This is a genomic window from Bombella intestini (genome assembly GCF_002003665.1).
Classification (GTDB): Bacteria; Pseudomonadota; Alphaproteobacteria; order Acetobacterales; family Acetobacteraceae; genus Bombella; species Bombella intestini.
The window spans coordinates 317,361-336,700 of record NZ_JATM01000003.1 but is presented as its reverse complement, the minus strand read 5'-3'; the positions used below and the strand labels follow the sequence as shown (position 1 = coordinate 336,700).

The following is a 19,340-nucleotide window of genomic DNA, read 5'->3' as shown; positions in this document are numbered from 1 at the left end:
CACTGCCCGGGCAAGATACGCTACCCCTTCCTTCAACCGGCCTTAAAATCCCATGCATATTAAACTGCCAGAGGCTCTACTTCACCCGCACAAACCAGTGCAGTCAACACCGGGGATGAGCCTTCTCTCGCAGGACAACGTCCTGAACATCGTTACACGCAGGAAGACACGTGGCCACCTTCTAGGGGACATGTATCATAATTGCCTGACCATGGGATGGATGCCCTTTTTTGCCACGGTGACGGCAGCCTATCTCCTGCTCAACCTGCTATTCAGCCTCGGTTTCTATCTGTTGCCACATGGGCTGAGCAACGTGAAAGCGGGTCACTTCTGGGGGGATTTCTTCTTCAGTGCCCAGACCCTTTCCACGGTCGGCTATGGCTACATTTATCCGCAGGGATTCGCAGCAAACACCCTTGCCACACTTGAAATGCTGATCGGGACGATCTCAACCGCCATCATTACTGGTCTTGTCTTTGCCCGCTTCTCCCGCCCTCATGCTCGGGTCCTGTTTAGCAACATGGTGACGATATTTCAGGACGGAGACATTCCCAAGCTCAATTTTCGGCTGGGGAATCTTCGTAAAACCCCCCTGATGAACACCAGTATTGAGGCCATCCTAGCCCGCACACGTTCCGATGAACGGGGGCATACATCGCTCCAGCTAGAACCGCTGACGCTAGGGCATAGTCACTTCCCGGTCTTCCCGGTCAGCCTTTCTTTCTCCCATAGCATCACAGAGAACAGCCCGCTCTATGGGCTGGATCGGGCAACACTCGAGGCACAACAAGCCCGCATCTTCCTGATCCTCAATGCGACCGACCCTGTTTCAGCGCAGGATGTGTTCGCCAACCACACTTACGCTGCGCAGGACATACTCTATGGGGCACGGTTCGTCAGTCTCCTCAAGGAGACCGAGCGGGGCTTGATGGAAGTGGACTTCAGCCTATTCCACATGACATCCCCGGACCCTCTCCCTGCCGCTGATGAAGAGCCGATCACAGTATCGGATGACCCTCCCTCCGGGACGACCTGACCACAGGCCGATCCCGGTAGAAGCACGCCTTAATGCTGTACGGCATCCTTCAAGCGCAATAGCACACGCTCCCGACCCATAAGTGGCAGAAGGGCCGCCAACTCCGGCCCTGCATCTTCCCCTGTAAGGGCCAGACGCAGCGGCAGGAACAGAGCTTTGCCTTTACGGCCAGTTTCCGCCTTCAACAGATCAATCCAACGCTTCCAAACCGTATTATCCCACGGCTCTTCTGGCAGAAGGCGGGCGGCCTCACGCAGGAAATCTGCTTCTTCCGGCTGAGATGGGGCCACGATATGACCTTTTACGACAGCCCACCAATGGGCAATCTCAACAGATAGATCAATATTGCCCCGAATGGCCAACCAGAACGCTTCATCAGCCCCCTCGGGTAGCTGCGGGCGAATATCCTCGTAAGACATACCATGCAGGACACGACGATTTAGCCCCAGAAGCTGAGGTACATCAAACCGGGCTGCGGAACGAGACACGTGGCTAATCTCATAGCTCTGCACGATCTCATCCATACTCGATGCCACCTGCGGGTCATCTGAACTGCCTAGACGGGCCAAATAAGCAACAAGAGCGCGAGGTTCTATGCCATCATTCCGCAATGTGGAAAGGGCCAGCCCGCCCAGACGCTTGGACAGTTTCCCGCCATCCTGCCCCAGCAAAAGCGGTAGATGCCCGAAAGTGAAGTGCCCCTCTTTTGCGCCCAGAGCTTCTGCAATATCGAGCTGAACGCCTGTATTGGTCACATGGTCCTCACCCCGCAGAATGTGGGTAATGCCCATGTCCAGATCATCAATGACAGAAGCCAGCGTGTAGAGGATGCTGCCATCGGCCCGCACCAAGACAGGGTCTGAGACGGCTGTCAGCTTTACATGGCAATCCCCCATCACAAGGTCCTGCCAGCGGCGGGTGGCACCGCTTAGCTTAAAACGCCAATAAGGCACCTTACCGTTGGCTTCTGCCCGAGCACGCTGCTCATCAGTCATTTTCAACATGGAGCGATCATACAGAGGGGGCTTCCCTGCCCTCAAACGCTGCTCCCGCTTGTATTTCAACTCCAATTCGCTCTCAAAACAGGGATAAAGCCGCCCCGTTGCTTTGAGATGTTCGATCACTTCTTCATAGCGAGCCAGACGCTCGGACTGTCTGGCATATTCATCCCAGCTCAACCCCAACCATTCCAAGTCTCGGCGGATCGCCTCCTCATAGGCCTTATTGCCACGCTGAGTATCCGTATCGTCCATTCTCAATAGGAACTGACCACCATGCCGCCGCGCAAACAACCAGTTCGCTACGGCAAGGCGGGCATTACCAACATGAATATGCCCTGTCGGAGAGGGGGCAAAACGTACTTTCATACCGTACTCTGTTCTCATTCTTTCAACGGGGGGCGATCCCCCCTGCCATCCATAGGGCTGATCTTCAGGAACGCTTCACCGCTCCTGCTGGCGGTGCCGGATGATTTCCGCCACGAAGGCATCATCATCTTCATCCTGATCATTCTCGTCAGGCGGGCCTGCCAGCTCTTCATCACTAACAAGGCGGCGAGGGTCCAACGTCCGCCAGTCCCGTTCCATCGGGGTGGCCGGGTTGGAGGCAAAATCATCTAGCTCTGTGCTGGACTTCCAGCCTTCCTCACCTGCATCTACAACCTCGGCATTCTCACCAAAGGCGAACCAGCTCTGCAACACATCCCTATCTGCCGCACCGGGGACACGGCATCGCTCGATGCTATCCCGCACATACGCACGGGCAAAAGCGTTTGCGTGGGCAAGGTCGAGAAAGCCTTTCACCTCCTCTACCACGTCATCATCGCCCTCACTGGCACCAGACTGATCAAGAATACGGACGACCCAACCATCATCAGCCTGCTTTACGGTTGCCTCGGCCTCTGCCTGTGCAGCCTCCTCGGTACTCTGGTCGCTTCCTCCTCCCCGGATGCCATTGATGAAAGCCCGTCTAGCTTCTCTATCCTCGTCATTCATCATCCGGTCCTTTCCTGAATTTTCTGAAGAAGGAATTCACGCCCGATCTTCACACGTGGTTCGCCATCATAGGAGACAATATCGGCCGTGGCATAGGTTTCTGACCAGCGATCCGGCAAGAACGAGCCTGTCCCCACAATATCAATCGGAGCGGACGCATCATGCATGGCCATGCATTTGGAAATACCAAAGCCCGAAGACACGACAATCTTCACCTTCGGGAAGCCTGCTTCATCCAGTGCTTCCCGCATCCGCCAAATGGCAGCAGCGGAAACACCTGTTCCGACCAAGTAGCGCAGCTCTTTTTCCGACCGATAGCGGCGAATGGTGCCCGGCGTATGACGTTCCAGCACCTCATAAGAACGCTGTGGGTCTAGCCCCTCGAGGAAGCGGCCGCCATGCGTATCCAGCCGCACGCTCAACTCACCTGCTGCTGCACGGTCTGGAAAGCGGCGACAGACTTCCAGCATGTCCGTCACTTCCTGCCCGAAATAATCCACCAGAACAGTCAGAGGTTCATCGGGGAAGCGTTCCACATACATTTCCGCTGCCCGCAGGGTAGAGCCAGCATAACCAATAAAGGCATGAGGCATAGTCCCTAATCCCCGCTCCTGCCCAAAGAAACCCGCCGTAGCGTGATTCGCATTACCGATGAACCCGACAGCCCCCTCCTGCTGTGCAGCCCGAGACCCCACAGCGGCGGCATAGGCCATCAGCTCTTGCATCTCGCCACCAGCACAATGGCGGGCATCCATCGCCAGAAAAGGAACCTCTGGCAAAGCAAGGGCCATTTGATAGGCATTATGCGCTGCCACACAGGCCGCACCCGTCTTCTGAAGCAGTAAAGTTTCCAACGGGGCCAGAGAGACTAAAGAGCCTGTCAGATAGAAAAGCGGATCACCCGCACCGACCCATGTGCCTTCTGGATGCACTTCCGTGATCTCAACGGGGAATCCCTGATGATGGGCAACGTTCTGCACCCATTGCAAGGCCAGCCCATACGCCGCCACAACCGGACGGCGCACAAACACAGCATAGGTCACCCGACAATCACCAAACTGGCTGACAATATCCCGCATCCGCAGGAAATAGGCATCCGTCCGCCCCTCAATCTGGGGCATATCCAGTACTTCCCTCGGGCTATGAGCCTGCTCAAGAGCCTGTTTCCAACTCACCACGCTGTCTCTCCCTGACAGAACTGGGCCAGTGCTGCCTCTTGGCAGAGGCCTTCAGCGTTTCTCAAAAATGCGCTTCAACCGGTCTGAAAGCTGGAAGGCAATCTCCAGAGACTGCTCAGCGTTCAGACGGGGGTCACAGAATGTTCTGTAACGGACAGGCAGGTCAGCATCTGTCAGGCAACGTGGGCCGCCCGTACATTCTGTAACGTCACTACCTGTCATTTCCAGATGAATACCACCCGGGGTTACCCCGGCCTGCTCGAACACTTCCAAGAAGCCCATGATCTCATCCAGAACATGCTCAAAAGCACGGGTCTTATATTTGTTGGATGAGGTCGTGGTGTTGCCATGCATGGGGTCGCAAATCCATGTGACGGTCCGACCAGTCTTACGCACGGCCTCTAGCAACGGCGGCAGGAGATCACGCACTTTGCTATGCCCCATGCGGGAAATCAGCGTGATACGTCCGGCTTCATCCTCAGGATTGAGGATTTCCAGAAGCTTTTGAAGGTCCTCAATAGTCGTGGTCGGTCCAACCTTGATGCCGATCGGATTATCCACCCCACGCAGGAACTCCACATGCGCCCCGCCCGGCTGGCGGGTGCGATCACCAATCCAGAGGAAATGGGCTGAAAGGCCATAATGACGGCCTGTTGCCTCATCTACACGGGTCAGAGCCTGTTCATAGGGCAGGAGCAGAGCCTCATGAGAGGTATAAAACTCCACCTCATCATACTGCGGGGCATTATCCTCCACCCCACAGGCCTTCATGAAGGCCAGCGTATCCTCAATCTGTGACGCCAGCTCTTCATAACGCTCCCCCTGTGGAGAGTTACGGACGTAATCCAGATTCCAACGATGGACCTCATGCAGGTTAGCAAAGCCACCACGAGAGTAGGCCCGCAACAGATTCAGCACACCCGCTGCCTGAAAATACCCCATTTCCATACGGGCAGGGTCGGGCTTGCGGGCCTCTGCCGTAAATTCTGGGCCGTTGACGTTATCGCCACGATAGCAGGGCAGTTCCACGCCGTCTCGTGTCTCGATATCGGACGACCGAGGCTTGGCATACTGCCCAGCCATACGCCCGATCTTCACCACGGGTACCTTGGCAGAATAGGTCAGCACAGCGGCCATCTGCAACAACACCCGGAACGTATCCCGGATGATATCCCCTGTGAATTCACCAAAGCTTTCAGCACAGGGGCCACCCTGAAGGATGAAGGCCTCCCCCCGGGATGCCGCAGCGAGACGTTCTTTCAGGCGGCGTGCCTCACCTCCGAAAACGAGCGGCGGATAGCCATGCAGGCGTTCCTCCACGGCGGCAAGGGCGGCCCCATCCTCATAGTGTGGGGCCTGACGGATCGGGCGTGTACGCCAGCTGGCCGGTGACCATTCCGCCGTACTGCTATGTCCGTCTGACTGCTGCATCTTGTTCTCCTGCGATGAGGGAAGCGGCCTTTTCACATCAGGCCGTCCGTGGATACTGGTTGGACCCGTAACTGTAATGGGTAATTTTATGACCGAAATGCTACTCTAATGGTAGAGTAGGCTGAAAATTATTCAAGCCGGGCCTTGTACCATGGCCGCATTGTGACCTCATCATCATTTTACCCTGAAAAAGCTTGATCATCATACCCTCTCACAGGATATATGGGGGAAAGAAGCACCCCTATTGATACAGGAACAGAACACACATGGCTTCGCACCTTTCTTCCTCTTTCAAATGGCTGACAGCGGTAACGGCGGCCTTTGGTCTTGCAGCTCTTGTTCCAGCTGCTGCCCCCTCCGCCGTGGCCCAGACAGTCCATTTTAACACGCCTTATCAGGATACTCCCACGTCATCTTCCAAGCAGGAAGCACAGAAGAACACCTCTAAAGGTGGTGAACACTTCCATGCACGGGGGCACCGCCCACCACCGCCGGGTTATCAAGATGTGCCTTCAACGGAATTTGAAAACGGTCCAGACCCCGATCACGAGGCCCATCTCCGTTCCAACCGGGATGCCGTCACAGGCAGCAATCTCGGCAAGTTCGGTAGCTCCTATCAGGATACCAACCCTGTCCAAAGCGGTCAGGTGGGTGATGCCACTGGCAACGGCTGGGTCGCCCCCCGTGGCAATGGTTTCTAATCCGAGCGACATTCTATAACTGTTCGTTCTAAATCACACAGGCCCCGCTTCTCTCACTGGGAAGCGGGGTTTTTATCAGACTGCGGGCTCCAGCACGGAAGCCTTACCGCCCTTCAAGAAGAAAGCCCGGCTTGTCTGGTATTCAAAACGAATAATCCTAAGGCAGCCTATCCCGGCCGCTAGATCACGCCGACGGGAAAAAGCCCGACTGCCATGGAAGACCATCTCCAGATGTGTCTGCTCCTGCATGAACTGCTCGGATGTCATCGGGTTATCCTCCCGCCCCTGCTCTGTAAGATGGATAATATCCCGCACCATATGCTCCCCTGCCTTCAAGGCACTGGGGGGCAAGCGACCGAGCGTAACAAGGTCCCGCAAGGTCAGCAGGTTACGTCCGACCGTCATAACGGCCAACGTCCCACGGATCATGCTATCAATCTCATCCTGCGGAATCTGCCCTGCAAAGCGGATGATCTGCTCCATCCGCAATGTTGTCTCGTTTGTCCAAAGACGCTGGGTCTGGGCACGGCCCCTTAGCGGTTCTTTCAGCTTCTGAATTTCCTTGACCAGCTGCCGCCGCAACTGCGCCCATGCCTGCGTTACAGAGAACGGCAGAACCGTACGGAACACCTGAATCCCGCTTAGCAGGGCCAGCAGCAACACAAGGGACTGGTTGAACCATGTCACCTCATCAACCCGTCCCTGATTATCCAACCCCATGATCCACGGAAAGAAATTCACGTAGGATGCCGCAATGCCTGCCAAGGACGGCACACGCAGGGCCAGTCCCCCCAGAAACATCAATACGGAAAATGGCAGAGCAAATACGGCATATTCGGAACTCATGGGCATGATCAGAAAAACCGGAATAATGCTGGCCAGCACCGAACACACCGCACCATAAAAGAAATATTTACTAACCAGAATCATATTATTCATGATGGCAAAGCGGGCACAGACCACACTAAGCAGGCTCATATAAGCCCCACCATAAGACCAAGCAGTCACCTCCCACACCAGAGCACCAATCAATATGGCCACGGCTGCACGAATGGCGTTAATGGCGGCAAGCCTTCCATCGGCCCTACGCTTTATGCGGTGCCGTTCTTGCCCCGGTATCTTCCGCAAACCAGCATAGTGAGATTCCACAGCAGAACGGAAATCAATAAGCATGATCTCCACACCAACCCCGACAATACTTTGCTGGAGAGCATCCTCATCATCCCTTGGCAGGCATCGTTCCAACTCCGCATGATTTTCCTGAAGCATCGTCTCAAGCTGCCCCAGTCCATCCATGACATGGGCAACATCCTTCCGAAGCAAAGCCGCTATATCATCTAGCTCTCCAGCGACACGCTCCAGCCCCACGGCCAGCCGATCTGGCAGATGTGGTGCCGAAGCCAACCGGGACCGGACCCCCACACCACGAGCCAGAACGAAAGACACACGCTCAAGCGTCACATAGGCTTGGTCAGCCTCCTCACCAGCATGGCGGGAGTCAATACGGATGAACTCAAGCTGATCATTAAGCCCCTGCAATGAGCCAAGAATCCGGGTCATCTCTGCTACGCCCCGCTCATCCCGACGCAGGACGAGCGCCAGCGCAGAAGCCGTCTCGCTCAGCAGGGTGGCCATGCGCTTTTGAAGGTCCGCACGGGCCAGCCGGTCGGCTCCCGGCACGGTGACCATTCCTGCCACCATCTCGCACACAACACCTAGAAGGATATAAGACCCTCGAGCCATGGCGATATAAAAGACCTGATCGGGCTGCTCTGCTGCCCCAACAGCAATGATGGCCCCAGTATAACCGGCCAGCACCATCGCATAACCGCGAAAATTTTCCAGCAGACAGGCCATGCCGGTACACCAACCGACCCACCCTGCCAGTAAAACAAAGAAAATCCACGGGTGCTGCGGGGCCACCGCTATCAGGCTGATACCCCCCACCATGCCCAGCAGCGTTCCAGCAACACGCCACCGCCCCTTGGAAAGGCTCATCCCACGGGAGTTCTGCGCTACGATCCAAACCGTCATGGCCGCCCATTGAGGCGATCCCATTTCCATCCAGAAGGCTATAGCCAGAGCCACGAGCGAAGCGATGGTCGTCCGTAGGGAGAACAGGACGGCACTCAGAGTATTCGGCTGTAACTTAAGCCAGCTCATGATCCGCCCTCCCCTCCTACTGTCTGTTTAGTGGCGATCTACCAGACGAGTGGGTGTTCGCATTGTCACAAACTCTTCCGCCGTGCTGGGATGCAGAGCTACGGTCTGATCCAGCTGCTTTTTTGTCAGCTTCGCCGTAACGGCAATGGCCAGCATCTGGATGATCTCCGGCGCATCCGGCCCGACCATATGCGCCCCCAACACCACATCACTATGACGGTCCACCACCAGCTTCATCAGAATCTTGCCCGCCCGTTTCGGCAACGTCTGACGCATGGGGGTAAAACGAGAGGTATAGATGGCAAGATCGTGGTCTTTGGCTGCTTCTTCCTCGCTCAGCCCCACGACACCCACAGGCGATGAGAAAAAGACCGCCTTCGGCAATGTCTCGAATGACCACATCCGCCCCTGCGGGTTGAAGAGCTGCTCGGCCAGCATGTGGCCTTCTGCAATGGCGGTGGGGGTCAGATTATACTGATCCCTAATATCCCCAATGGCATAGATAGACGGCACATTGGTCTTACCATCCACCCCAGCCACAACATGCCCTTTCTCCATCGCCACGCCTGCGGCCTCAAGCCCTAGCGAATCTACTGCGGCCCGGCGACCTGTGGCCATGATGACGGCATCGACCTCGTAGGACGCTCCATCATCCGTTACCAAACGGACAGCCTTGCCCCCACCAATATCTTCCAGACGGACTGGTGATATGCCCGGATGCTGCGTAATACCGTGAAGGTCAATCAGCTCCTTAAGATGGGTACGGACTTCCTCATCAAATCCACGCAACGGCAGAGGCTGACGATAGAACAGGTCCACTTGCGACCCCATACCCGCCAAAATCCCGGCGAACTCCACACCAATATAACCACTACCAATGATGGCGACCTTCTGAGGCCTTTCTGGCAGATGGAACACTTCATCAGATGTGATGGCCAGCTCACTCCCGGGGATATCCAACCGCACCGGCGTGGAACCCGTAGCAAGCACAATCGTCTTAGCCCGAATACGCTGGACCGAGGCCTCCGGTGCTAGAACGGAAGGGCCAATCTCCAACGTGTTTGCATCAAGCAGTTTTGCATCGCCCGTGTAGAGGTCGATACCGGCCTTCTCCAACATAGAGATATAAATGCCGTTCAACCGCTCGATCTCCCGATCCTTAGCGGCGATAAAGCTATACCAGTCGAAGGAGGACGGACGCTGCACATCCCAGCCAAAGGCTGGGGCATCCTCAATCATCCGGCCTGTTTCTGCGGCATAGACCATCAGCTTCTTAGGCACGCAGCCCAAGTTCACGCAGGTCCCGCCCCAGTGCCTACGTTCGGCAATGCCCACACGGGCACCGTTCTGGGCGGCAATGCGGGCACAACGCACCCCGCCTGACCCTGCGCCAATCACGAAAAGATCATAATCCTGCATAGCATCCCTTCCCGCCTGCCACTCCATCTACCGGCAGAAGCAAGCCCCGATTATCCCTGCATCCGCATGACCCGTTTCTACCAGATAGCAGAACGGGCAGGTCTGGGGGGCTTCAACGATGCGTGAGGACACCTTGCCCTCACACCGTCCGTTTACATCCTCCCGAACCTGCCCGCTTAACGGATAGCTACAGCTTACCGCTCGGCAAAAGCCTTCTCGACCACATAAGAGCCCTGACGGCTCATATTGCCTTCCTCAAAGCCACGTTCTTCAAGCAGCTTCTGAGTATCAGCCAACATCTCTGGAGAACCACAAATCATCACACGGTCATGCTCGGGGTCCAGCTCATCAATGTTCAGATCACGGAAGATGCGCCCGTTATTGATGAGAGCCGTGATGCGCTCCTGCACGGGGAACTCCTCACGGGTAACAGCCGGATAGTATTTCAGCTTGGCGGCCACGTCCTCACCGAGGAACTCATGCTTGGGCAGAATGTTCGTGATGTAATCACGATAGGCCAGCTCGCCACGTTCACGCACCGTATGAGTGAGAATCACATTCTCGTAACGATCGTAAGCATCCGGGTCCTTGATGAGGCTCAGGAACGGTGCAAGGCCTGTCCCGGTGGAAAGAAAATACAGGTTACGGCCCGGCTTCAGATTATCCAGCAGCAGAGTCCCCACCGGCTTACGGCCGATCAGCACCGTGTCGCCTACCTTGACGTGACGCAGCCGGGAGGTCAGCGGGCCGTTCTCCACAGCAATGGAGAGGAACTCCATCTGATCCTCATAATTAGCAGACGCCAGGGAGTAAGCACGCAGCAGCGGCTTACCCTCTACCTCAATACCAATCATCGCAAACTGGCCGTTGGAGAAACGCAGACCGGGGTCACGAGTCGTAGTGAAGCTGAAAAGGCGGTTCGTCCAATGATGGACCTGCTGAACCTTGGCCGGATAAAGGTGACTATATTCCTTTGTCGGCTCGGCAAGGCGATACTGGCCCTCGTGCCCTTCAAAAGGAACAAGGCCGGTCAACGGCTCATCAATCACGGGTGTGGGGGCGGATTCAGCGGGGTAAGGCGTGCTCATGATCCGTCTTCATCTCCAAAAATGTAAAAATCACATTCGGTTAGTCAACAGGAAACGGCATCTCCCGGCAACCGGGGACACCGCCCAATATGACGAACAACATGCCTTCCTTTTACCCGATTGTCACCAGAAACGGGACAACCTCACCCCTTTTCTCTTGACTTCCCTGCCCTGCGCTCCTGAAAACACCAGCATGACAGACAGTTCCCAGCCCCACGACCCATCCTCCATCCCCCCTTCTTCCCCGGCAGAACGGGCCCTTGAGCAGGCCGAAACGTCCTTCGGTGCCCATCTGGCCATTACCCCCCGGGAGCGTGCCGCCCTGCTACGGCAGGTCGCCCGCCGGCTCGGAGCAGACAAGACAGAGATCAACGAAGCTGAGCTGCTCCATGCACTCTGTCAGGTCCGCCGCCGCAGCTGGGCCAATGGCATGATGAACCGTGCCCACCGCAACGGGGATGTTTGGGTCCGCAAAGCTGATGTTCTGCTGGCTGCCGAACGCATCAGCGACCCGCTGATTGATGAAGACGGCCAGAGTGCCGTCCTAGAAAGCGTGCTGGAAGAACGCTGGCGGGAGATGGCCGACACCCCATTACGCGTTTTAGACGACATGAGGGCAGACTTTGCCGATGTCGGCACCTTCCTTTCTGGCACACAAATTGAACGGCTCTCCCACAGCATCGCCCGAGCCTTTGGTGGCGTAGACCTTGGCTTTGAGGATGAAATGATCCTTGAAGAAGAGCGTCGGGCACGAGAACAAGAAGACATCCGGGCCAAGGCCGAAGCCCGCCGGGCACGGGAGCTTCAGAAGATCAAAGACTGGGAAGCTACCCTTGTTAGCTTCGAGAAGGTCCCGGCTCTGCTGCATTGTTCTCGCCGGGAAGCCCTGCGGTGGATTGGTGAAAACCGCCTGCCCGTTGCCAAGCGGGATATGCAGCCGGACGGGCTGGAAATTTTCTATTTCGACCCCGCAGAGCTGAAAAAATGCCGCCCCCTGCTCAATAGCTGGCGGCGTGGCACGGGCAAAAAAAGCGATGATGGCTATGATGATAGCCCAGAGGCCCGCACAGGTAATGCCGCCATCGCCCGTGTGGCCGCACTAGACCGCTTTGCTGCCCATTTCCGCACCGCCCGAGCACTCAATCGCCGCATCACACTCGTGACCGGCCCGACCAATTCCGGCAAGTCTCACACAGCGTTGGAGGCCCTAGCACAGGCAGAGAGCGGGTTAGCTCTTGCCCCGCTGCGGTTGCTGGCTCATGAGTTCCGGGAAGCCATGCTCAGCCGGGGGGTCCCCGCCTCACTGACGACTGGGGAAGAGCGCATCATCGACCCCACAGCCCGCCATCTCGCCGCCACGGTGGAGATGTGCCCGTTCAACAACCCTGTCGATGTGGCCATCATTGACGAAGCCCAGATGCTCAGCGACCCAGACCGAGGCGCCGCATGGACAGCGGCTATCATGGGGGTTCCAGCACGGCATGTCTTCATTCTCGGAGCCGCAGACTGCATCCCGCTCGTCAAGCGCATTGCCGAGCTCTGCAATGACCCGGTCGATGAGATCCATCTGGAGCGTAAAAGCCCCCTCCGCCCCGCCGGGACGCTAGCCCTGACAGACCTGCGGGCCGGTGATGCCCTCATCGCCTTCTCCCGCCGGGATGTGCTGGACCTCCGGGCTGAGCTGATGGCCCATAACCGCCGTGTTGCAGTCATCTATGGTGCCCTCAGCCCAGAGGTCCGCCGTGCCGAGGCGGCACGCTTCAACCGGGGTGAGGCCGATATCCTCATTGCCACCGATGCAATCGGGATGGGCCTCAACCTCTCCATCCGCCGGGTAGTGTTCAGCACGCTGCGCAAATATGACGGACGACAAACCCGCAATCTTGTCTCGCAAGAGGTCAAACAGATCGGCGGGCGTGCAGGCCGCTTCGGCAAACATGAGGAAGGGCTTGTCTGCGTACTGGAAGGAGCAGGCCGCCCCAGCTTCATCCGTCACATGTTGGACGCCCCGCCAGAACCCACACTGGAACTTCGCCCCCTCGTCCAGCCCGATGCCGACATCGTGCAGGCCGTAGCGCAGGAAATGGACACAGACAGTCTTTACGGCGTGCTGACCCGCATCAAGCGGGCTGTCCTCCGCCCGGATGACCCCAATTACCGTCTGGCCGACATGGAGCAGGCACTGGAAATCGCCGCTGCGCTGGAAGGTGTGGACGGGCTGGACCTTTCCACCCGCTGGACCTACGCCATGTGTCCGATCAACACACGGGACAACGGCATCCCCCGCCTTGTGGAATGGGCCGCCCTCCATGCCCGTGGGCAGCGCATCTTCCCCCCCGGCACAGGCCGCCTCCCCGCTGCCGCCACCGCCGGACGGGAGGAGCTAGAGCGAGCCGAGAAACGCCATCGCCGCCTTGTAACATGGCGGTGGTTGGCGATGCGCTTCCCGGAGAATTATCCGGAACTCATCGTAGCTGAACGGAACGCTGCCATTCTGGATGAATGGATTGAGCAAGTGCTCCGCACCCAGAGCCGGATGCGTGAATCCTCCCGCCGCTATCAGGGTCGCCGCAATGGGGATGCCCCCACCCGGCAACGCGAAGGCCACAACCGTTCCAAAACCCCACGCAGCAAAGCGGGTGGTTTCGGTAAGAAAAAACCGCACGGCAAACGCAAGAAAGACTAAATCGGCACAAAAAACGGGCGTGTCATCCAACGACACGCCCGTTCTGCTTCAGGTCAGCCCGTTAGCCTTAACGGCTTGGAATGGTGACCATTGCCCCTTTGACCGAGGCCGTCTCGGCAATAGCGTGAATAAACTGGAGCATGGAGAAAGCCAGCTTACTGGCTAGATCATCCTTGGCAATCCAGTACCAAGACCCTTCATACTCAACAGACGTATAGGCCTGCTCATTACTAGGCCTTGTCGGGCTGCAATGAATGATGATGGCTGGCTGCGGCTCATTCGGGCCACGCACAACGGAGGGAGCCGTAACGCCCTTATCAACCATCTTCTGCGGCACTTCCATCGTGCTAGCCACATCTTCCCAGATCGACAGCATGGAGCGTGTCACCATCGCAACCTGCCCCGGATGGTCCACTGTACGGCCATAAATGACTTCAGCCTGCTCACACCCTGCTGGAAGCTGCAACGCCTGCCGTACCTGCCCCTGTAGCTCGATAATCTCCGGCGAGCTGCTATGCGGCAGCAGGATGAAAGTCCGCTCTGGCTGGGCAGGCTGCGTCTTGGTCGCAGCTGTCGGGGCAATACTACGGATACTCAGCGCATTACCTGCCTGTAGTTTACGCAACGCACGTAGCAGATAGGTAAAGCGGATGGAGGCCTCCTTACCTTCTGTTCCGGCAATCGTGCTGGTCGTATTGCTGGCCGGACCGATGGACTGCATCGTCATCTGTAGCAACGTGTCGACCGGCAGACCGCTGGAGATCAACGGTAGGAGCGTCTGTGGGGAAATCGGCCGCAGAATATTAACGGAGAACTGAATACCCGAAACCGGCTGATACGTCACCGTCGGGCTATCACTATAGGAATAACCCAGAGAGCCACCTAATGATCCCCCGGCTCCCTGAATCCACGGCGTACCGTTGATATTAGCACTGGAGCTTGTCTCCGCCGTGTAGGCCGAGATGATCTGTGTCGGTTCGATCAGTGTGGGCGACAGAGAATAGCGGAGCTGCACAATGTTGAAGAGCATCTCCTGATTCTGCTGCCGGCTCATTTCCTTCTCATAATCCAGTCGGTCACGCCGCATATTGTGCGGCCCTATGGATGACGAACAAGACGACAGGGCCAGAGTGCCGATGGCAAAGGCACACCCTAGATAACGAAACAGTGTCATGATGTATCCTGAAAGACGGAAGTATGGCGAAGCGTTACAGCCCCACATACGGATAGTCCCGAAACGGCTACCATATACAGCCGTCTATTGACCAGAAACTTACAAACTGGCTTGAGGGAAATATCTTTTTACAAGAAATAAACTAAGCAGACCGACCATCCCCGACATAAGCAGGGATGGTCACCCCCGCTTTCCGTTAGGCCCGGACGATATCCAGCCCGCCCATATAGGGACGCAGAACCTCCGGCACGATAATGCTGCCATCTTCCTGCTGGTACATTTCCATCAGAGCGATCATCACACGCCCAACAGCCAGACCAGAGCCGTTAAGCGTATGGACAAAAGCTGTCGTCTTTTCCTTGCGCATCCGTGCATTCATGCGGCGTGCCTGAAAATCCCGTGTGTTGGAGCAAGACGAGACTTCACGCCATGCCTTCTGCCCCGGCAGCCACGCTTCCAGATCATATGTTTTTGCAGCACCAAAGCCCGTATCTCCAGCACAGAGCAGCACCCGCCGGAAAGGCAGCCCCAGACGCTCCAACACTGTCTCGGCAGCACGGGTCATACGCTCATGCTCGGCGTCACTCTCTTCTGGTGCCACAACAGAGACAAGCTCACATTTAGTAAACTGATGCTGCCGGAGCATCCCCCGCACATCCCGCCCAGCGGAACCAGCCTCAGACCGGAAGCAGGTGGACAATGTCGTCATCCGCCGTGGCAGACTTTCAGCAGGTAAGATATCGCCCATTACCGAGGCCGTCAGCGGCACTTCCCCAGTAGGAATAAGCCAGCGGTCATCATCGGTATGGAAGGAATCCTCAGCAAATTTCGGCAGCTTGTCCGTGCCATACATAGCAGCATCATTAACCAGCAGGGGGACCGTCACCTCCTCATAGCCAAACTCACCCGTATGGGTATCCAGCATGAACTGCCCCAACGCACGTTCCAACCGAGCCAGAACACCCCGCAGCATCACAAAACGGGACCCGGCAATCTTGCCAGCCGATGCAAAATCCATCAGCCCCAGAGCTTCCCCCAATTCAAAATGCTGTTTTGCCTCGAAGGAGAAAGACGGCACCTCACCACGCTGATGCACAACGACATTGTCGTTTTCATCCTTACCATCCGGAACGCTGGCATCCAGCTGGTTCGGCAGACGCTGAAGGACATCATCAATGCGCTTTTGAATCTCATTGGCCCGAGCTTCGAGCGTGGCGATCTGATCACGCAAGGCGGCACCACGCGCCTCAATGTCGGTCGTATCCTCACCATTACGCTTGGCCTGGCCGATCTCCTTTGCCAGCCCTTTACGCTGCCCCTGAGCCTCCTGAAGCTCGGCCAGAGCCGCACGACGCTGTTCATCCTCTTTCACGAGGGAGTCCGCCACAGCAGGCAGGCCACGGCGGGCCAGTGCGGCATCAAAAGCGGCAGGGTCTGCACGTAGGGCTTTGAGGTCATGCATGGATAAGGATACTCCGCTCTGTCTCTGGAACTAGTAAGGTCTGTCTCTATAGCAGTTTTGCCTGCCGGGAAATATTCAGGCCACGTCCTTACTGTCAGGTAAGGCCTCTTCCCCGTCATCATCTGCCGTGATGGGTTTCGGTTCGACAAGGCGGGCAGCGAGAATGGAAATCTCGTACAATCCCACCAATGGTACAGCCAACCCCAGCATGGTGATAGCATCCGGCGGGGCAATGACGGCTGCAATGGCAAAGGCACCAACATAAGCATAACGCCGAATGCGCCGCAGCAAGGCCGTGCCGACCAACCCGGCACGCACCAGAAGCGTCAGTACCACGGGCAGCTCGAAACAAACGCCAAAAGCCATGATCATCTTGGTGACGAGATTCAGATATTCCGAAACACGGGCCTGAAGCTCAATACCCATCTGATTCTCACCACCCAGCTGCTGGAACGACAGGAAGAACTTCCACGCAAACGGGAAAACCAGATAATAAGCCAGCGCAGCCCCCATAAGAAAAAGCAGCGGCGTGGCAATCAGAAATGGAGCGAAGGCCTTTTTCTCATTCCTATACAAGCCCGGCGCAATGAATATCCACGCCTGAATAGCCATCATGGGAAAGGACAAGAAGAACGCCCCAAACACAGCCACACGCACATATGTAAAGAAGGCTTCATACAAGGCGGTGTAGATCAGATGGGGCTGCTCGCCCTTCTGCCGCATGATACTGGCCAACGGGGCAGCTAGAAACCGGTATATCTCACCGGAGAAATGGTAGCAGATCAGAAAGGCCACCACGAATGTAGCCAGAGACCAGATGAGCCGCCGCCGCAGCTCAATCAGATGATCCAATAGCGGCATCGGAGCATCCCCGGCAACAGAACGCTCCTGCTGCGGCTGCACCTCTCCCCCTGGTGGCGGGAGTGAGCCTTCAGGCTGGAGGGGCGTTTCTGGCGGTATTACCGTCCGGGCCGTCTCATCAGATCTCTCAGGCTGAACCATGCGGCGGTTCTCCTTTCACGCTCTCAAGGGGCTGGACCTCTGTAAGGATAGCTGCACGACGGCCATTATGCAGGGCAACCTCCGGCGGCAGAAAGGCCGGACGATGCCAATAACGAGATTCTTCAATGAGCCGCAAAGCAGTGGTAGGCGGCAGCACAGCCGGTGCTCGCTCCAGAGCCTCGGCCTGTGCCTGCATACGGGCATTATGCGGCTGCGCATAGCTACGCGCCTTCCCTAGCTCTTCACTACCCGGTGCAGGCGGTGGGGGTGGAGGCGGTGGTGGGGGCGGAGGAGCCATAGGCATACCGTCCTGCCTGCCAAACTCCATCTGCCTATCCAGCGATCGATCCGGATCAATAGCTTTGCGGAGCTGCTCCCGGGGGCTGAACTGCCTTATCTCCCGCAACTGGTCCCGGGCCTCGCTAAGGTCCGCCTCCTTGACCATTTCATCAATATGTTGCTGGAACTCTGCCCCCATCCGGCGGATGGCCTTTATGGCTTTGGAGAGGGTCCGCATGGCCACGGGCAGGTCCTTGGGCCCGATGCAGACGAGCGCAACGATCACCAAGAGGGCAATTTCTGTCCAGCTCAGGTCGAACATTGGCGGCCATCTCCCCTCATGAAGGCTGTATGATGTCTTCTAGCCCAGTTCCCTCCTCATCGGAAGGAGACTCGAAGAGCAATTCCTCCCGACGGGGCAGGTCTGCAAGGCTTGCAAGGCCAAAAAGCCGTAGAAACTGTGGCGTTGTCCCCCACAGGACAGGGCGGCCCGGCACTTCCTTGCGCCCTTTGGGGGTTATCAGCCCTTCTTCCAACAAGGTATCAAGGATGCTCTGCCCCAGTCTGACCCCACGAATGGTCTCGATCTCCACACGGGTGCAGGGCTGATGATAAGCCACAATGGCTAGGGCCTCTAACGTCCCTTGGCTCAACCGCCGGGGCCGTTCAATTACCCGCTCCAGTGCCGGGCCAAACATGGCCTTCGTCCGCAGCTGCCAGCCCCCCGAAATCGCCTGAAGCTCCACCGCATGGCCTCTGTAACGCTGAGCGAGGCCATCCAATACAGCACCGGGATTATCAGCCTGTGCCTCCAATCCCTGTTCCCGCAGCACGCCTACAATACTGCTGGCAGTTACCGGCCCTGCACTTGCAAAAAGCAAGGCCTCCACAAGACTGACGGCCCTGGCGAACTCATCCTGTCCGGCCATATCCGGTGGGATCTCTTGAAAGGATGGTCCTGTCTCACTCATGCCCAGTTTCTTCCCTTTCCCGCCATTCAATATCCCCGAAAGCACTGTTCTGCCGCAGCTCTAGCCTGCCACCACGGGCCATCTCTAACCCAGCCATCAAGGCCCCGGCCACAGCAGCACGCCTCTCCAACGCCCCACCTTCCACCAGCTCCGGCAGAACATCCTTCAGAGACTGCCAACCGGCTACACGTTTACGCCCTAACAGACGGGCCAGAGCATCCCGTGCCTGTTGGGCACTCCAATAGCGGGCTACTCGGGGTGAATAGGTCCGCTTGCGCCCTCCCCGCCGCCGAGCAGCCAGATAAGCCAGAACAAGAGCGGGCGCATCACCCCTCAGTGGGGCCATTTCAACACGTGTATGATTTTCAGGCTCCGGCCGGGCAAAGACATCCCGCCCCAACCGTGGCCGCTCCTCCAGCCATAAAGCCGCCCTGTGCATCTGCTCAAGGTCGATCAGCCTCTCATGCAGCTGCCCTGCGGCATCTTCTGCCTCGTCATCCTGCTCGGCAGAGGGCAGCAGGAGGCGGGACTTCAGCCATGCCAGCCACGCTGCCATAACCAGCCAATCCGCTGCAATCTCCAGCCGCAAGGCAGCCGCCCCTTCTCGGGCCCGCTCCACAACCTCCAGATATTGCTCACTTAACTGAAGAATAGAAATCTGCTGGAGATCAACCTTCTGGGACCGTGCAAGGTCGAGCAGAAGGTCCAACGGACCTTCAAACCCTTCCAACACGAGATGCAATGCGTCACTCACAA

Annotated in this window: 16 protein-coding genes; 3 read left to right on the top strand and 13 right to left on the bottom strand. The window is 57.2% G+C overall.

What is annotated here, in order from left to right:
- Nucleotides 1–52 precede the first annotated feature (52 nt).
- Nucleotides 53–1,036: an ion channel gene (locus AL01_RS06345; protein WP_077396604.1), complete on the top strand. Its 984-nt coding sequence runs from the start codon at nt 53–55 to the stop codon at nt 1,034–1,036.
- A gap of 29 nt (nt 1,037–1,065) precedes the next feature.
- On the opposite strand, the gene gltX is transcribed toward AL01_RS06345, so the two are convergent.
- The 4 genes from gltX to AL01_RS06325 all read right to left on the bottom strand — a co-directional run bounded on the left by gltX (nt 1,066) and on the right by AL01_RS06325 (nt 5,639).
- Entirely contained in the window at nt 1,066–2,403 is a 1,338-nt protein-coding gene (gltX, locus tag AL01_RS06340) for a glutamate--tRNA ligase (RefSeq protein ID WP_077396603.1), read from the bottom strand.
- Nucleotides 2,404–2,478: 75 nt separating this feature from the next.
- Nucleotides 2,479–2,889, bottom strand: a complete 411-nt coding sequence (locus AL01_RS06335; RefSeq protein ID WP_143280723.1) for a hypothetical protein — start codon at nt 2,887–2,889, stop codon at nt 2,479–2,481.
- A 140-nt stretch (nt 2,890–3,029) separates the two neighbouring features.
- Nucleotides 3,030–4,151, bottom strand: a complete 1,122-nt coding sequence (locus AL01_RS06330; RefSeq protein ID WP_241502746.1) for a beta/alpha barrel domain-containing protein — start codon at nt 4,149–4,151, stop codon at nt 3,030–3,032.
- Nucleotides 4,152–4,259: 108 nt separating this feature from the next.
- Nucleotides 4,260–5,639, bottom strand: a complete 1,380-nt coding sequence (locus AL01_RS06325; RefSeq protein ID WP_077396601.1) for a class II 3-deoxy-7-phosphoheptulonate synthase — start codon at nt 5,637–5,639, stop codon at nt 4,260–4,262.
- Between the two features lie 266 nt (nt 5,640–5,905).
- On the opposite strand from AL01_RS06325, the gene AL01_RS06320 reads away from it, so the two are divergent.
- Nucleotides 5,906–6,340, top strand: coding sequence for a hypothetical protein (locus AL01_RS06320; protein WP_077396600.1), 435 nt, complete (start codon nt 5,906–5,908; stop codon nt 6,338–6,340).
- A 75-nt stretch (nt 6,341–6,415) separates the two neighbouring features.
- Here the strand turns inward: AL01_RS06320 and AL01_RS06315 are convergent, their stop codons facing one another.
- The 3 genes from AL01_RS06315 to AL01_RS06305 all read right to left on the bottom strand — a co-directional run bounded on the left by AL01_RS06315 (nt 6,416) and on the right by AL01_RS06305 (nt 11,010).
- A complete protein-coding gene (locus AL01_RS06315; RefSeq protein WP_077396599.1) occupies nt 6,416–8,503 on the bottom strand; it encodes an FUSC family protein in 2,088 nt (695 codons plus the stop codon).
- A 27-nt stretch (nt 8,504–8,530) separates the two neighbouring features.
- Nucleotides 8,531–9,922 carry a glutathione-disulfide reductase gene (gorA, locus tag AL01_RS06310; RefSeq protein WP_077396598.1) on the bottom strand — a complete coding sequence of 464 codons (1,392 nt, stop codon included), beginning with the start codon at nt 9,920–9,922 and terminating at the stop codon, nt 8,531–8,533.
- Between the two features lie 194 nt (nt 9,923–10,116).
- Complete coding sequence (locus tag AL01_RS06305) at nt 10,117–11,010, bottom strand: ferredoxin--NADP reductase (protein ID WP_077396597.1); 894 nt, start codon at nt 11,008–11,010, stop codon at nt 10,117–10,119.
- Nucleotides 11,011–11,203: 193 nt separating this feature from the next.
- Here AL01_RS06305 and AL01_RS06300 point away from each other — a divergent pair, with 193 nt between their 5' ends.
- On the top strand, nt 11,204–13,696 hold the full coding sequence (locus AL01_RS06300; protein ID WP_077396672.1) for a helicase-related protein: 2,493 nt from the start codon (nt 11,204–11,206) through the stop codon (nt 13,694–13,696).
- A 67-nt stretch (nt 13,697–13,763) separates the two neighbouring features.
- Here the strand turns inward: AL01_RS06300 and AL01_RS06295 are convergent, their stop codons facing one another.
- The 6 genes from AL01_RS06295 to AL01_RS06270 form a co-directional block, all read right to left on the bottom strand.
- Nucleotides 13,764–14,870: a hypothetical protein gene (locus AL01_RS06295; protein WP_077396596.1), complete on the bottom strand. Its 1,107-nt coding sequence runs from the start codon at nt 14,868–14,870 to the stop codon at nt 13,764–13,766.
- A gap of 196 nt (nt 14,871–15,066) precedes the next feature.
- Nucleotides 15,067–16,332 carry a serine--tRNA ligase gene (gene serS, locus AL01_RS06290; protein ID WP_077396595.1) on the bottom strand — a complete coding sequence of 422 codons (1,266 nt, stop codon included), beginning with the start codon at nt 16,330–16,332 and terminating at the stop codon, nt 15,067–15,069.
- 75 nt (nt 16,333–16,407) lie between these two features.
- On the bottom strand, nt 16,408–17,193 hold the full coding sequence (tatC, locus tag AL01_RS06285; protein ID WP_077396671.1) for a twin-arginine translocase subunit TatC: 786 nt from the start codon (nt 17,191–17,193) through the stop codon (nt 16,408–16,410).
- Nucleotides 17,194–17,320: 127 nt separating this feature from the next.
- Nucleotides 17,321–17,935 (bottom strand): Sec-independent protein translocase protein TatB, encoded by a 615-nt coding sequence (tatB, locus tag AL01_RS06280; protein WP_077396594.1) that lies wholly within the window; start codon nt 17,933–17,935, stop codon nt 17,321–17,323.
- Nucleotides 17,936–17,951: 16 nt separating this feature from the next.
- Nucleotides 17,952–18,584 (bottom strand): SMC-Scp complex subunit ScpB, encoded by a 633-nt coding sequence (gene scpB / locus AL01_RS06275; RefSeq protein WP_077396593.1) that lies wholly within the window; start codon nt 18,582–18,584, stop codon nt 17,952–17,954.
- Nucleotides 18,577–19,338 carry a segregation and condensation protein A gene (locus AL01_RS06270; protein ID WP_077396592.1) on the bottom strand — a complete coding sequence of 254 codons (762 nt, stop codon included), beginning with the start codon at nt 19,336–19,338 and terminating at the stop codon, nt 18,577–18,579. The genes scpB and AL01_RS06270 overlap by 8 nt, the downstream gene beginning before the upstream one ends.
- Nucleotides 19,339–19,340 lie beyond the last annotated feature (2 nt).